Source organism: Rhodovulum tesquicola (assembly GCF_024128855.1).
In the GTDB taxonomy this organism is placed as follows: Bacteria; Pseudomonadota; Alphaproteobacteria; order Rhodobacterales; family Rhodobacteraceae; genus Rhodovulum; species Rhodovulum tesquicola.
In genome coordinates this window covers 1-13,812 of record NZ_JAMYDV010000037.1, presented here as the reverse complement: position 1 = coordinate 13,812, position 13,812 = coordinate 1, and the positions used below count along the sequence as shown (strand labels likewise).

The 13,812-nt window shown below is 62.3% G+C and carries 15 protein-coding genes and 1 tRNA gene; 12 read left to right on the top strand and 4 right to left on the bottom strand.

Annotation, left to right across the window (positions count from 1 at the left end; all coding sequences use genetic code 11):
* The 4 genes from tnpB to NHN26_RS16790 form a co-directional block, all read left to right on the top strand.
* The coding region (gene tnpB, locus NHN26_RS17655; protein ID WP_354595947.1) for an IS66 family insertion sequence element accessory protein TnpB at positions 1-142 on the top strand (142 nt) is incomplete at its 5' end.
* Complete coding sequence (locus tag NHN26_RS16800) at positions 139-345, top strand: helix-turn-helix transcriptional regulator (RefSeq protein ID WP_253090479.1); 207 nt, start codon at positions 139-141, stop codon at positions 343-345. The genes tnpB and NHN26_RS16800, both read left to right, overlap by 4 nt.
* Positions 335-649, top strand: coding sequence for a hypothetical protein (locus tag NHN26_RS16795; protein ID WP_253090478.1), 315 nt, complete (start codon positions 335-337; stop codon positions 647-649). The genes NHN26_RS16800 and NHN26_RS16795 overlap by 11 nt, the downstream gene beginning before the upstream one ends.
* A complete protein-coding gene (locus NHN26_RS16790) occupies positions 646-2,706 on the top strand; it encodes an AICE element replication initiation protein (RefSeq protein WP_253090477.1) in 2,061 nt (686 codons plus the stop codon). The genes NHN26_RS16795 and NHN26_RS16790 overlap by 4 nt, the downstream gene beginning before the upstream one ends.
* 250 nt (positions 2,707-2,956) lie before the next feature.
* On the opposite strand, the gene NHN26_RS16785 is transcribed toward NHN26_RS16790, so the two are convergent.
* Together NHN26_RS16785 and NHN26_RS16780 are read right to left on the bottom strand one after the other, a co-directional pair.
* Positions 2,957-3,904 carry a retron St85 family RNA-directed DNA polymerase gene (locus tag NHN26_RS16785; RefSeq protein WP_253090476.1) on the bottom strand — a complete coding sequence of 316 codons (948 nt, stop codon included), beginning with the start codon at positions 3,902-3,904 and terminating at the stop codon, positions 2,957-2,959.
* 285 nt (positions 3,905-4,189) lie between these two features.
* Positions 4,190-4,726: a helix-turn-helix domain-containing protein gene (locus NHN26_RS16780; protein WP_253090475.1), complete on the bottom strand. Its 537-nt coding sequence runs from the start codon at positions 4,724-4,726 to the stop codon at positions 4,190-4,192.
* Between the two features lie 257 nt (positions 4,727-4,983).
* Here NHN26_RS16780 and NHN26_RS16775 point away from each other — a divergent pair, with 257 nt between their 5' ends.
* The 8 genes from NHN26_RS16775 to NHN26_RS16740 all read left to right on the top strand — a co-directional run bounded on the left by NHN26_RS16775 (position 4,984) and on the right by NHN26_RS16740 (position 11,964).
* Entirely contained in the window at positions 4,984-6,993 is a 2,010-nt protein-coding gene (locus NHN26_RS16775; RefSeq protein ID WP_253090474.1) for a transposase family protein, read from the top strand.
* Positions 6,993-7,772, top strand: coding sequence for an AAA family ATPase (locus tag NHN26_RS16770; RefSeq protein ID WP_253090473.1), 780 nt, complete (start codon positions 6,993-6,995; stop codon positions 7,770-7,772). Before NHN26_RS16775 ends, NHN26_RS16770 begins: the two co-directional genes overlap by 1 nt.
* Before the next feature lie 32 nt (positions 7,773-7,804).
* On the top strand, positions 7,805-8,560 hold the full coding sequence (locus tag NHN26_RS16765) for an HU family DNA-binding protein (protein ID WP_253090472.1): 756 nt from the start codon (positions 7,805-7,807) through the stop codon (positions 8,558-8,560).
* Positions 8,553-8,987, top strand: a complete 435-nt coding sequence (locus tag NHN26_RS16760) for a regulatory protein GemA (RefSeq protein WP_253090471.1) — start codon at positions 8,553-8,555, stop codon at positions 8,985-8,987. The genes NHN26_RS16765 and NHN26_RS16760 overlap by 8 nt, the downstream gene beginning before the upstream one ends.
* 366 nt (positions 8,988-9,353) lie before the next feature.
* Positions 9,354-9,860 carry a hypothetical protein gene (locus tag NHN26_RS16755; protein WP_253090470.1) on the top strand — a complete coding sequence of 169 codons (507 nt, stop codon included), beginning with the start codon at positions 9,354-9,356 and terminating at the stop codon, positions 9,858-9,860.
* Positions 9,861-9,917: 57 nt separating this feature from the next.
* Positions 9,918-10,865, top strand: a complete 948-nt coding sequence (locus NHN26_RS16750; protein ID WP_253090469.1) for a major capsid protein — start codon at positions 9,918-9,920, stop codon at positions 10,863-10,865.
* The gene (locus NHN26_RS16745; protein WP_253090468.1) at positions 10,865-11,749 is read left to right on the top strand and encodes a hypothetical protein; all 885 of its coding nucleotides are present in this window, start codon (positions 10,865-10,867) and stop codon (positions 11,747-11,749) included. The genes NHN26_RS16750 and NHN26_RS16745 overlap by 1 nt, the downstream gene beginning before the upstream one ends.
* Complete coding sequence (locus tag NHN26_RS16740) at positions 11,746-11,964, top strand: hypothetical protein (RefSeq protein WP_253090467.1); 219 nt, start codon at positions 11,746-11,748, stop codon at positions 11,962-11,964. Before NHN26_RS16745 ends, NHN26_RS16740 begins: the two co-directional genes overlap by 4 nt.
* Before the next feature lie 247 nt (positions 11,965-12,211).
* On the opposite strand, the gene NHN26_RS16735 is transcribed toward NHN26_RS16740, so the two are convergent.
* Both NHN26_RS16735 and NHN26_RS16730 read right to left on the bottom strand, forming a co-directional pair.
* Positions 12,212-13,186 (bottom strand): retron St85 family effector protein, encoded by a 975-nt coding sequence (locus tag NHN26_RS16735; RefSeq protein ID WP_253090466.1) that lies wholly within the window; start codon positions 13,184-13,186, stop codon positions 12,212-12,214.
* A 499-nt stretch (positions 13,187-13,685) separates the two neighbouring features.
* Positions 13,686-13,762 (bottom strand) — tRNA-Met (locus NHN26_RS16730).
* Positions 13,763-13,812: the final 50 nt, after the last annotated feature.

Below are 13,812 nucleotides of genomic sequence, written 5' to 3'. Positions count from 1 at the left end.
GGATCCGTTCACCGGCACGGTCTTCGTGTTCCGTCCCAAACGGGCGGACCGGCTGAAGATCCTGTTCTGGGACGGGACCGGGCTGGTGATGGCCTACAAGCGGCTGGAGGACACGACCTTCACCTGGATGACGCTCAGATGAGCCTGACACCGAAAACCCTTCTCACGCCCCAGGACGTGGCCGACCGGCTGGGCGTGTCCACGACCACGCTCAGCACCTGGCGTTGCACCAAACGCTATCCGCTGCCTTACGTGAAGGTCGGCCGCCTGGTGCGCTATCGCCTGGCCGATGTGGAGGCCTTCGAGGTGGCCCGGTTGCAGGAGATGGCGGCCAATGACAACTGACAGCTTGCCCGCCCGCCATATCTATTTCGTGGCCGTCAACGCGGCCTGCCTGGCAAACCTGCCTCGCCTGTTGGCCATCTGGCTGCCCGATGGCCGCCGCATCGGCCGGGAATGGGTGGCGCGCAATCCGACGCGCGCCGACCGCCGCCCCGGATCGTTCAAGATCAACCTGGCCACCGGCCGCTGGGCCGACTTCGCCACCGGAGACAGCGGCGGCGATCCCGTCAGCCTCTACGCCTACCTGAACGGCGTCAGCCAGGGCCAGGCCGCGCGCGAGCTCATCGAGACATGGGGGATGAAATGACGGCGACGGGACTTGACGCGCTGCGCCATCCCAAGGCGGGCCAACCGGACGCGCAGTATGTCTATCACGATGCCAGCGGCGCCGCGGTCCTGGTGGCCAACCGCTTCGACCGACCGGACGGCAGCAAATTCTTCCTGCCTTACGACCCGGTGCGGCAGGAGTGGAAGGCGCCGGAGCGGCGGCCGCTCTACCGGCTGCCGGAGGTGATGGCCGCCGCCAACACGAACCGGCCGGTGATCGTGACCGAAGGCGAGAAATGCGCCGATGCACTGGCCGCGCTGGGATATGTCAGCACCACCACGTTCGGCGGCGCGAACGGCGCGCACAAGGCGGACCTGGCGCCGCTGAAGGGGCGCGAGGTGATCCTCTGGCCCGACAAGGACGCGCCGGGCCGGAAATATGCCGAGGGCTTGGCCGTGACCTTGCATCGGGCGTTTGGCATCCCGCCAAAGATCGTGCCGGTGGCGGACCTGGTCTTGCGGAACGTCACCGGCGGCGCAGCCATTGCGGCGAACGATGGCGCGCAGACCATCACCTATCCCAAGGGCTGGGACGCGGCCGATGCGGTGGCCGCGGGCTGGGGCGTGAGGCATATCAACACGCTCCTGGCCCTGGCGCGTCCGCTGGACGGCAACCGCGAAGTGGCGCCCAATGACGACGCGCCCGCACCGCTCTTCGACGGGATGGAGCTTTGGCACACGCCCCGCGGCGAGCCGTTCGTCTCGATCCGGCGCGGCGGACATTGGGAAACCTTCGCGCTCGATGGCAGCACCTTCAAGCGGCTGCTGGCCCATGCCGAATACCAGGCGAGCGGCAAGACCCCGAGCGCGTCGAAGCTCGACGACCAGGTGCGCCAGATGATCGGCCAGGCGCTGTTCGACGGCGAGCGGCGCGAGGCCTTCACCCGGATCGGCCGCCAGGGCGACGCCCTGGTGCTGGACCTGGGCGCGCGCGACTGGTCCGCCGTCGAAATCACGTCCGCGGGCTGGCGCGTGCGCCAGGCGAAGGAACCGCGCTTCAAGCGCGCGCCCAGCATGGCCGCGCTGCCCGTTCCCGTGGCGGGGAGCGGCGATCTGGACGCCCTGCGGGCCTTCGTGAATGTCGGCACCGATCAGGAGTTCCGGCTCATGGTGGGCTGGCTCCTGGGCTGCCTGCAACCGAGCGGCCCCTACCCGCTCCTGATCCTGACCGGCGAACAGGGCAGCGCCAAAAGCACCACATCGAAGGTTCTGCGGGCCTTGGTCGATCCGTCCACCCTGGAAACCCGAAGCTTTCCCGGCGACGAACGCGACCTGGTGATCGCGGCCCAGGGCGCGCATGTGCTGGCCTTCGACAACCTCTCGCGGATCAAGCCGAGCATGGCCGATGCGCTGTGCCGCCTGGCCACCGGCGGCGGCTTCGCCACGCGCAAGCTGCACAGCGACGCCGACGAGGTTCTGTTCGACGCGACGCGGCCCTGCATCCTGAACGGCATTCCCGACCTCGCGGAACGCGCGGACCTGGCGGACCGGGCGATTGCCCTGACGCTGCCCATCATCTCGGAAACCGGCCGCGTGTTCGAACAGGAGTTCTGGGCGCGCTTTGCCGAGGCGCAGCCGCGAATCCTGGCTGCGCTGCTGGATGCCGCCGCCTGCGCGCTCGACAAGCTCGACTTGGTGACGCTGCCAGAACGGCCCAGGATGGCCGACTTCGCCCGCTGGGTCACGGCTGCCGAACCGGCCCTGGGCTGGCCGCCCGGCGCGTTCCTGGAAGCCTACCAGACAAACCGCCGCGCGCTGGAACAAACCGCGCTCGACGGCAACGCCCTGGCCAGCGCGATCCTGGCGTTTCTGGCCGACCATGGCGCCTGGCAAGGCACAGCCACGGACTGGATCGTCCACCTGCGGCGTTGTTACCCGGCCCTGACCGAGGCGGCCGACGCCTTCCCGCGCAAGCCCGCCGCCTTCGGCGCCGAGCTTCGCCGCATCGCACCGCTCCTGCGCCGCCGAGGAATCCGGATCACCCACGACCGGGAAGGCAAGGACCGGCGGCGCGTCATCATCATGGATCAGGCCTGATCGCTGTCCGCCCTGTCCGCCAACCGTCCGTCACCATAATCAACAGGGCTTGGCGGGCGGACAGCGGCGGACAGGGCGGACGGCGGAAAGGTGAATGCAGGAGGCAGAGACTCAGCGGACGTACAGCTGATCACCATGAAGCCTGCAAGGCGCTGCGCCTGCGTTCACCCCGTAGCGAAGGGCGGATCTCGGTCATTCGCTGCGGCAGGCGCTGCCAGGAAAGCACACCTTTTGTCCTCGAATACCGCTCTTAAGAATAATAAATTGCAGTTGGAAGATCAATGGCACCACTCCGCAGGAGATCAATCCGCTCTTTCCCATACTTCTCAATCAGCCGAAATTCAAAATCTGGCTCAATGTCAATCGCGAATGAGAATAACCCCTTTAGATAAAATAGGCTTGTCAAGTCAATATCTCCCTTCACCCATTGATGGATCAATGCTTTGATCTCTCTTTTTCGCCCTCGACCAATCGACAAGGTGTGCTGTGGAGTGACAACGACCCCCGTAATCACTCGACGATATTTCTTCGAGAGGTAAGCGGTTTTCTGATGATTGAGCCTGAGCCGCAGGTGGTGAATGCCACGTTTACTTTTGACTATGACCTTCTCTATCCCATCAAGCTGCCCGGGTTCGAAGGATGAAACGAACAGATCGTCAGCGTACCGTGTATACACCAGCCCTCTCGCGTGACATTCTTCATGCATACGGCGATCAAACTCGAACATCATGGCATTTGTAATCGCTGGAGAACTTGGCGCACCAATCGTCAATTTACCATTTCTGCAAACTATATTACCTACAAATTCCAGATCGCGTTCAGAAAGCTCAATGCCGACAGCCGTCGCTTGTTTTTCAATAAATTGAACTACCCGCGCCTGTGAGAACGATGGGAAGAAGCTTGCAAAATCATAGCGATTGGTGAACTTCGTTCTGCGGTGTCGTTCGGCATTTGCTCTGATTCCCGTGCCTTTCCGATAAGCAGTTGCGGATTCATGCAGTGGAAACCGGCTAATGAGTGCCCGAACAATCCAACGTTGGATTGCTTTGAGTTCTCGGCTGGGATGCTCAATTACCCTTTCACCACCTGTCCGCTTGGGGATAGTGTAGACCTTGTAGCGGCGGCTCGCGCTTTCAGACAAACTTATCAGCTTGGAATCAGGTATCTTAGCTGTTCTGCTTAGGAGTTCGATCAGCATATCAAGCTCCTACCAAAGCTCTGAACTCAGGGTCTGCGCCGAGATAAACGGCCGAGATATCCAGCATCAGAACGTCTCGTTCAGTTCTGGTGTAGGGGGGGGCTTTCATCTGGAATGAACGGGAATTCATCTGGACTGGGTAGCCGACCCAAACCGCTACAATATAACGGTTATTTTCGGTTTCCGGGCTGAACGGGCCGGGCATCGCCGATCCATTCCAGCCGTTTCCCCACGCCCGTTGAAAACAAAGGGGAAACTTGGGGTATCTGCTGAGCGCCGGTCCTGTCAGGAGGACGGTTTACGGAACCAAGGCGGAACCGCCCTGAACTCATCCGAAGGTGTGTCTGCCGTCAAAAAGACAGACAGAATCTCATCGATGCCACGGTCTCTTCTCTCTTTGATCATCGCAACTAGTGCGTCGATGACCTGATCCGGCGTCTCCGCCCGTGCAGAGTATGCCGTAAGCAGGTTCCGGAGCCTGTCCTCAAGTTCCTCGAAACGCCAGCCAATGGCGCGCGCATGCTCATACGACAGTGGCCGGGGCCAATGGGAAGTATACTGCTCGACAGCCAAAATGGCCAAGCCATGGGTGATGTCATCCCATTTCACGCGCTTCGTGACGAGGTTGGGTGTTCTAATGGCGAAATCATCGCCAAGGACGCCGACTATACGTAGTTCTGCCTTGTGCGGAATCCCATCTCGCCTTCGCCAGTTGGCGATTGCCTGCTTGGAATAGCCGATCTTGGCGCCCAGCTCCTCATCAGTCGTAACCGACAGCGCAGCCTTGACCCGTTCTATATACACTCGGACGGCTTCAGACATGGTGCTTGACATAGCCTCAATATGAAGTCACAAACTTCGTATGAAGTCAGAGACGCCAAAACATGACCCCGATACGCCTAGCATCCAGCTCCTTGCAGCGGTGCGTGGCGCCCTTATCACCCAAGGCTCATCGCTAAACAAGTGGTGCGCAGAACATGGTATCGACCGTGTTTGGGTCAGTGATGCTCTGAAGGGGAAGCGAAACGGTCCAAAGGCGCAGGCCCTGAGAGATCGGATCGTCCGCGAGGTTCTGCGGGATGCATCCTAAGTTCATCAACAGCGCAACCTTGGCAGAGATTGCCGGGATATCTGATCGGGCAGCGCGAAAGGCCATCGCCAAGGGCGTATTCCAGGGCCATCCGATCCAAACCGCCACCGTCGAAGGCACCCGCAGCCATGGCGGGCGCAGGCACTTAGTCATTTCGTCCAGCCTCCCCACCCACCTTCAGCAGCGCCTTCTCGACCTGCGCACCGAGGCCATTGAGCCGGAAACGCTTCGCGTGGACGAAACCGGCCTTGCCGAACACAACTGGAAGCTGGATGTCATCCGGCCCATCCTCGCCCAAGAGCGAGGGTCCAGCGCCCGCGCCGAGGCATTCGGACTCCTGATCGGCACTAACCGTATCGACTGGAATGGCCGCAGGATAACGCTCACCAAGTCGTCGCTCTATGGATGGGTCCGCACCTATGAGGAAAGCGACGGTCTGCACCTGTGCCTTGCGAAGAAGGTGCGGAAAGACAAGGGAAAAGCCCGTGTTGTGATCCGGAGAGAATGGGACAATGCAGTCCCGTTCGATGCCGAGACCTGCGCGGCGATCCGCCACGAAGTCAAGCAGTATCTGCGCGGGCTTCTCAAGGGCGGGGTGGAGCGGAAATTCGTCCTGTTGCTGACCGGCGACAAGCTGCGCAACCTCACCGCGCTGCACGGCGGCAATCCTGACACCATGCCGTCCAGGGCGTTCGATATCCCGCTCGACTTCTACCGGGAAGAACTGAGCTACAAGAAGGTTGCCCGGCACAAGAAGGACCGCAAGGCCAGCCACGATGCCAAGCCGCGCATCCAGCGGAGCATTGCAGACCTTGAGCCGATGGACGTGGTGGTGATGGACGTTCACCACATAAACGTTCTGATCGAGCGCGAGACCGGCAGGACGGCCACCGCCAAGATGATCGCCTTCCTCGACATCGCGACCAGCCGTCTGTTCATCGAGATCATCATGTTCGAAGGCAAGGGCGGTGTCAGGAACTCCGACATCATCACCGCCTTTATCAACATGTGCATGGATCCGGCTTTCGGCCTGCCGAAGGTGCTCTATGTCGATAACGGCTCCGAATACGGATGGGCCGATCACCTGCAAGACGCCCTGAAGCTCAACATCAGGATCAACGGTTTCGACTGGCAGAACAACCGCAACCCGGTCGTTCGTGCCACCCCCTACAACGCCGCCGCGAAGCATGTGGAAGGCGTGTTCCGGCAGTTGAACCAACAGCTTATGGCCGTGATCCCCGGTTTTATCGGTGATGACCGGATGAGCCCGAAGCAAGAGAAGCTTGGCAAATCCATGCCGCCCTTCCCCGGCAGCTTTGATGACTTCACCACGGCGGTCAAGAAGCTGGTCTACGGCGCTTATGGATGGGCACCGCAATATGGCGAACTGAAGGGGGCCGCGCCCCTGGAGAAGTTCAAACAGTTCGTCGATGCAGGTTGGACCGCGACAGTCGTTGACGGCGAAGACCTTCTAACCGTCTTCACCAAGGCCAAGCCGAAGGTCGTTCGGCAGGGCCGCATCCGCCACGAAAACAGATACTTCACCTGCGATGCGCTCAACGCCATGGGTGACGGGCGGGTGACAGCCCATATCCCGAAATACCACGGCTTTTCGACACTGCGCATCACGAACGCGAAGGGCGAGTTCCTTGGCTTCGCCCAGACCGACAGGCCCTATGACGTCATGGACATGCGTGGGGCCAAGGAAAGCGCCCGCCGCAACAGCCTCTACAACCGCGCCCTTACTGCCATGGACAGGTCGGTTCCTGACATCAACGCTATGCAGGAACTGATCGACTATGGCGAACGGCGTGGCGTGGTGACGCCCAATGCGCCTGACGCCGTGATGACGGTGACGGGCCTTGGCGGCAAGGGCCTGATGCGCTCCCCGATTGCCCCGAAGGAACCCCAAAACCCCCAAGAGGAAGAGGACGAAGCACTTGCGGTGGACGCCGCCCGCGCCTCGATCCTCTATCCCGCAACCAGAAAGGCATCCTGATGCTGACCAAGCCTATCATCAGCGAGATTTTCGTTGAAACCAAAGCCGTTAGGCGCGTTCGTGACGCCATCGAGTTCGCGATGATCTCGCCCTATCCGGCCCATGTCATCAGTTCGCCGGGGCGTGGCAAGACCACCGCACTCTACCATCTCGCCCGCGAATATGACGGCGCCTACCTCGAGATTGGCGAGCAACAGAAGACACCTGCCGGGCTCTATCGCGGCCTTCTCGAAGCGATCGGCGCGATCGACCCCAGCGGCCTTGACCGGAAGTATGAACGCGACCTTTTCGACAGTGTCATCCATCACATGACGCGCAGAATGGACTGGTCCGGCGCTCAGAAAGACCTTCTGGTGGTGGACGAGTTCCAGACGGCCGAAGACCGGACCAAGCGCGAGCTGTTGCGGTTGCACGAGACCTGCGGCTTCGCCCTGGTCCTGAGCGGCAACGCCGAACGGCTGGCGTCCTCGGGCAAGAGAGACCCGGTCGCGCTTCAGCAGATCGAAGACCGGATCGGTGCCCGTTTCTTCCTGCCCAAACTCGATCAAAGCGACTGCGACCTGATCGCGAAAGCCTATGGTGTCAAGGATGAAGCCGCCCTCTGGGCCGCGCGCACCCTTGGCACTAAGGGCAATGCTCGCGAACTGGTCCAGACCCTTCAGATGGCCCGGCACGGGGCGCAGGGCGGGGCCGTGAGCCTCTCGAATATCCGTGAGGCTCTGGTTCTCGTCACCGGCAAGACAGACGCCCTCAAGGTTCTCAACCGCGCCAATCGCTGATCATTTCCCCTTATCCAGAAAGGAGACCATCCATGACACCTGCAACCACCTCCCGCGAAAGCCTGACGGACTTCTCCGTTCGGGTAGATGACACCTATCACGCCTTGCGCGCCTTCGCCCTGCTCCTGGACAAAGCGACCGAATACGCGCCCGACGAGATCAGCGGAACCATCGCCTATGGCGTGTCGCACCTGCTGAGCCGCCAGCTCGACGATCTGCAAGACATCAACACCGGCGTCAGCGACCTGATCGCCCGCGTGAAGGCGGCAGAGCGGGCCGCGCCCAAGGGCGATCCGGCAGACCGTATCCGGGAGGCGATGCGCGGCGCCCTCCTGGCCGAGGCGGAACGCCCGGCCTGGCACGACCTGGACGTGATCGCCACGCGCGCCTGCGTGCATCGGGACGAGGCCGCGCGCGTCCTGTTCGTGCTGACCGGCGAGGATCACGCCGGGGCCGACTATCGCGCCTGGGACGGCCACCCGGCCGAGGGCCTGCCCGCCCATGTGCTGGCCCGCACGATCTACCGCACCCTGTCGCAATGCGACCTCTGGGGGCGCGTCAGCATGGCCACCGGGCTCGATCTCGACCAGGTGAAGGGCGTGCTGAACGCGATGCTGGACGCCCTGCCGCACCGGGCCGACGCGCGCGGGCAGATTGCCGAAATGACCGCGAACGCCGAGGCCGAGGCCGAAATGCACGCCCGCGTGGCCACGCGGGCCCTCGCGGACGACCACGGCGTCCCCTTCTGGGCAGGTGGCAAGCTGGACCCGGAGCGCCACCATGCCTGACTTCCCACACAACAAGCATCTGGCGATCATCCGGGTCGCGAAGCAGCAGGTCGCCATGTCGGATGAGGATTACCGGGCGTTGCTGGTCCGGCTGACCGGCAGCGACTCGGCGAAAGCCCTGACGCCCGCCACGTTCAAGAAGCTCATGGCGCACCTGGAAAAGGCGGGCTTCCGGTCCAGCGCAGCGAGGAAGGATGCTGCACGGCACCCGCTGAAAGCATCCGAGGCCCAGCTCCGGAAGATCGAGGGACTTTGGGACGAGTTCACGGACGGCACCGGCACCGAAACCAGCCTGCGCCGCTGGATGGACAAGCGCGGCTACGGGGCCAGCCCCACCTGGCTCGATGCCGACACCGCCCGAAAGGTCATCGGCGCGCTGACCAACATGGTATCCCGCAAGCTGGAAAAGGAAGCGCGCCACGGGTGAACGTGACGCGCCACCGGATGGCCTGGGAAGTTGCACACCGCCTCGGCATTCCGGCTCGGATGGACCTAGCAGACTCGTCAGGTCCGGGCAAACCATCATCAAGACGGCTGAGGCCGGACCCACAGCCCGAGGGTCCGGCCTCTCTGGTTTCATCGGCGGCGATCCTGGGCACCGCGATCCACCAGCTGCGGGAGACGGAAACCAGCGCGGAACCATCCCCCGGCCACGATCAGCGCGAGCAAGGGACGTGACATCCCGACCGTAGGCCGGAGCCATGCCGCGCCGTCCGGACATCTGTCCTGCCGTTGCTGTCCGAGGGTCGGACCAATGTCCGACCACGCGAAAAACGTCAGGGAAAACGCGACCATGACAGCATCGGCACGCGCCCGCGAATACTTCGAGCCGGACAGCTTTTGCCGCCATGTGATGGACACGCTCGGATACGAGGTAGTCCAGGCGATCCGTGAGCGGCTGGGCGGGCAGGAATTCAAGATACCGCATCCGGACAACCTGTTCGACGGCCATCCGCTGGCCGAGGCGCTGGGGCTGGACGGGGCCAGGGCGCTGGCCGAACAGTTCAACGGCGAGCGGGTCTATGTGCCGCGGCCGACAAGGGGCGCGACCGACACGGCCCTTCTGGAAGCCGTCGAGGCTGGCGCGACCAATCACGACCTGGCCGAACGCTACGGCTTCACGGTCCGGCATGTGCGGCGGCGCCTGGCCATGCTCGGCGTCCGCAATCCGAACCACCGAACCCCGGTCGGACGGCCCCGCAGCGCCGACCGGAACGATACCGCCCCCACCCGCGCCCGCAGGATCGATTCTAACGGGGGGTTAACGGGGTCTACGGGCGCAACCCGGCAGTCCGGCTAGTCCGACTGCCTTCAATCAGGAAGGCCGTTCCTGCGGCCGCTCAGCAAGGGAAACGACATGAGCTCTCTCAACACCAACACCGCCCGCGTGATCGACCCGGTCCTTTCGGGCATCGCCCAGGGCTATCGCCATGCGCAGCGCGTCGGCCACATCCTCTTTCCGGCCGTCGATGTCATGGCGCGCGGCGGGCGCGTGATCGAGTTCGGCCGCGAAAGCTTCGCCAACTACAAGGCGCGCCGGGCACCGGGGGCCGATGCGGTCTGCATCCAGTTCGGCTATGAAGGCAAGCCCTTCAGCCTGGACCAGTATTCCCTGGATGCTCCGGTGCCGCGCGAACATTCCGAAGACGCCCAGACCGTGCCGGGCATCGACCTGGGCAAGCGGGCCGTCAACCTCGTGATGGATGCGCTGACGCTGACGCTGGAAATCGAACAGGCCGAGCTTGCGCTCGATCCGGCGAACTATCCCGAAGACAACATCCTTCCCCTGGCGGGCTCGACCTGCTGGAACAGCGCGGCGACCGACCCGATCATGGACATCGAAGAGGCGAAAGAGCGGGTGCGCACCACCTGCGGCGTCGACCCGAACCGCATGGTGGTCAGCAGCGCGGGATTCCGGGCGCTGAAGAACCACCCCCGTACCATCGAACGGTTCAAGTACACCACGTCCGAAAGCATCACCGCCAAGATGCTGGCGGGCCTGTTCGAGCTGGACGAGCTGGCCGTGGGCAAGGCCACCTATGTGGACAGCGATGCGCCCGACGCGCCGTTCAAGGAGGCGTGGGGCAACGCCGCCGTGCTGGCCTATGTGCCGACGCAGGACGCCGCCCTGGAACAGCCCTCGTTCGGCTACACCTACACCCTCAAGGGCCACCCCTTCGTGGAGCCGCCGCGCTGGGAAGGCGGGCGCCGGTCGTGGGTCTATGGCGTGACCTACGAGCGCAAGCCGGTGCTCACGGGCATCGCCTCGGGCTTCCTGTTCCAGAACATCGTGGAGCCTGCGTGATGAGCGGCGCGGGCAAGTTCGGCCCGGTCGAGGTGTTCCGGGCGGGCAGCTTCACCGACATGACCGGGGGGCGCCATACGATCTCAGAGGCGACCCTTCGGGAAATCGCCTCGGGCTATGACCGCGACACGGCACCGGCGCCGGTCGTGATCGGGCATCCGCAGACCGATACCCCGGCCTTCGGGTGGGTGGAAGCGCTCTATGTGGAACGCGGGGTTCTGAAGGCCACGCTGGAACAGACCGCGGCCGAGTTCGCTGACGCCGTGCAGGCGGGACGGTTCAAGAAGGTCTCGATCTCGCTCTTCGTGCCCAACGCGGCCGCGAATCCCAAGCCCGGATCGTTCTACCTCAAGCATGTGGGCTTCCTCGGTGCGGCGGCGCCCGCCGTGCCGGGGCTCATGCCGGTGAAGTTCGCGGACACGGGCGGGGACAGCCTGCCCTTCTACCAGGACGCCTTCGCCGCCCCGGCATCTGCGGCCGATACCGAGCTGGCCCGGCTGCGGCGCCAGGTGCGCGAACGCGAGGTGGAAGAGCTGATCGCCGAAGGCCGGGTGCTGCCCGTGTTCAAGGACGAGCTGGTGGCCTTCGCGGCCAGCCTGGACGATACCGAGACCGTCAGCTTTTCCGAGGGCGCCACCGCGACCCGGAAGGACTGGTTCCTGTCCTACCTGAAACGGCAACCCAAGGTCGTGTCCTTCGGCGTGCTGGATCTGGGACAGGTGCCCTTCGACGGCGTTCGGCCCCGTCAGGACCAGACCATTCCTGACGGCTACAGCGCAGACCGGACTCATGACGAGCTTCTGCACGCCGCCCGCCAGATCGTGCGCGAGAAGGGCGTCAGCTTTTCCGACGCGGTGGACATGGCGATGGAGGGCCTGCGGTGAGCGCACCCCTCTCGCCCCATGCGGAGCTGCGGCGGCAATGCCTCCAATGGGCCTTCCAGACCCGCGAGTTCACCGACAAGCCGCACACCGACGTCCTGGACGTGGCAAAGGGCTATTACGCCTTCGTCATGGGCCAGACCGTCACGCTCGACGACCGGGAGGCGCGGGAGAAGCTGCGCGCCCTGGTCGAGGGCCGCGCGTTCAACTTGTTGTAGAGCGTCTGGCCGAAGCCGTTGCGGCGTGAATGGATGGCGGCCGGGGTGATCCGGCCGCCGCGCCAAGTCCCTAGCAGGAGCATCACCGCTCTTCGGGTTCCCGGCGCAAGAACGACGCCCGCAGCGTTCCGGGCATCAGGATCGAATGCCTGCCTGAGCAACCAGCGCCACAGTATCCGACCGCGACAAGCTTCCCCGATGTCGCGCCGGAAGTCGAGCGGGAATGCGCACATCTGCGCGTCGGGTGTTATGAAAACGCAAGATCATGCGCGGCAAATGCGCGATTTTCCCGGCGTTTCTGCGGGCAATTTGCATAGTCTTTTCGCCCGGGCTCCGGGTAAGCCTTTGACCCTGCTTCATTCCAAGAGATTTCCCACCATTCCGGATGAAAGTCCCCCCCTCCACTGGCGCCATCTTTGATTTTCAGGATTACATTCTCCGTCCCGCTTGGTTTGAGATGACCGTAGTCACCCACCTCAACCAAACGCCCTGAACCAACAAGAATGGATACAATCTGCTTCGTTTTCGACGGCGCGATGTGACCTGAAAAAAGCCCCTTCAGAATTGCTTCGATGTCTTCAACTGTCGCAATTCCAAGCATCGAAACGAGCATTTGTATTATGGCAAAGAGTTCAAAACTATCCATCTCCGCGAAGGCCTTGATCTGTAGCGCTCGCCGTGTCGGATGAAGTCGCGCTCTATCGATCAGGCGCTGAGAAACGAGATTGAAGGCCGGATTTTTGTAATCAAACTGTATATTTGGTTGGAATATTGACACGTCTGCAATCTTTTTTGCAGGCCCGATCGAAATAAAGCTATCCTTTTTTAAATGAGCGGCATTTATTACAAGTAGTATCTTTGCGGCCAACTCTGGAATTGCTGAGAAATAGCCAGTCTCTGCAATAGAGCCTGGTGCTTCGGGGAAGATCACAATGGAATGCGAGAGCTTGCCTATCAGCTCCTCAAATATAGTAATGTCAAAGGGTTCGTTGTCGCCAAGCGTCCAGTATTTGCGCATGGCAAACTCTGGCTCGAAAAACTCATAACCCGGCAGCAGTTTGTCAAATTCGCCTTGGAACAGGCGTCGCATGTCTGTCGGCTCACTACCACCACAGACAAATACAATGTTGCTCTGCCTTGGAATTGTGAAGCCGTTTTTTAAAATTTCATAGAGCCGTTTGCGCAGTGATTTGTGATCATCACTGCGCAAGGGGTGGTCCATTCACATACTCTTACTTAAGCGTCCGACTTCGAATGGTTTTGTCGGCGCCGAGGCGAAGACCGGGGCCGACAAAACCATTCGAAGTCGGCGCCCAAAGTCGTTCAATCAAGTACAGCCTGGCGAATCACCCGGCATAGAGCGTTTTCGGCAAAAACACCCAGCTAAGAGTAGCGGAACGATACCAAATTCTCGGCTTACTGCAATAGGTCTATAAGGCAAAAATCGGTGACTGCCGCTCGTGAAGCGGACATACGGCGGAACCATCGTGAGCGGCAGCTTAGGGCCGTGCGCCCCCGACTTATCGGCTGCGCCTGGACTTCCTTGGCCGCGTCCGTTGGGTGGAGGGCAGGTTGCGCGTTCGCGGCCATGTGCCTGCGTGCCGTTTGCTTGGCGTAGGCTGGCTCAGCTTTCCGCGTAGCACCATTGTAGCACCAGCCTGAGCGCACGCGAACGCCGCCCCGGAGGGCGGCGCGTAAGCGTTTGGAAACGCGGAGGATTTTGGTTGCGGGGGTAGGATTTGAACCTACGACCTTCAGGTTATGAGCCTGACGAGCTACCGGGCTGCTCCACCCCGCGCTGATTTTGGAGATTTGATCTCCTGGTGGTTTGATTTTTGATCGTGTTGA

Excerpts from the sequence above, each read along its gene's own strand:
- NHN26_RS16800 (WP_253090479.1), top strand. The coding sequence starts at position 139 with ATGAGCCTGACACCGAAAACCCTTCTCACGCCCCAGGACGTGGCCGAC.
- NHN26_RS16795 (WP_253090478.1), top strand. The coding sequence starts at position 335 with ATGACAACTGACAGCTTGCCCGCCCGCCATATCTATTTCGTGGCCGTC.
- NHN26_RS16790 (WP_253090477.1), top strand. The coding sequence starts at position 646 with ATGACGGCGACGGGACTTGACGCGCTGCGCCATCCCAAGGCGGGCCAA.
- NHN26_RS16785 (WP_253090476.1), bottom strand. The coding sequence starts at position 3,904 with ATGCTGATCGAACTCCTAAGCAGAACAGCTAAGATACCTGATTCCAAG.
- NHN26_RS16780 (WP_253090475.1), bottom strand. The coding sequence starts at position 4,726 with ATGTCTGAAGCCGTCCGAGTGTATATAGAACGGGTCAAGGCTGCGCTG.
- NHN26_RS16775 (WP_253090474.1), top strand. The coding sequence starts at position 4,984 with ATGCATCCTAAGTTCATCAACAGCGCAACCTTGGCAGAGATTGCCGGG.
- NHN26_RS16770 (WP_253090473.1), top strand. The coding sequence starts at position 6,993 with ATGCTGACCAAGCCTATCATCAGCGAGATTTTCGTTGAAACCAAAGCC.
- NHN26_RS16765 (WP_253090472.1), top strand. The coding sequence starts at position 7,805 with ATGACACCTGCAACCACCTCCCGCGAAAGCCTGACGGACTTCTCCGTT.
- NHN26_RS16760 (WP_253090471.1), top strand. The coding sequence starts at position 8,553 with ATGCCTGACTTCCCACACAACAAGCATCTGGCGATCATCCGGGTCGCG.
- NHN26_RS16755 (WP_253090470.1), top strand. The coding sequence starts at position 9,354 with ATGACAGCATCGGCACGCGCCCGCGAATACTTCGAGCCGGACAGCTTT.
- NHN26_RS16750 (WP_253090469.1), top strand. The coding sequence starts at position 9,918 with ATGAGCTCTCTCAACACCAACACCGCCCGCGTGATCGACCCGGTCCTT.
- NHN26_RS16745 (WP_253090468.1), top strand. The coding sequence starts at position 10,865 with ATGAGCGGCGCGGGCAAGTTCGGCCCGGTCGAGGTGTTCCGGGCGGGC.
- NHN26_RS16735 (WP_253090466.1), bottom strand. The coding sequence starts at position 13,186 with ATGGACCACCCCTTGCGCAGTGATGATCACAAATCACTGCGCAAACGG.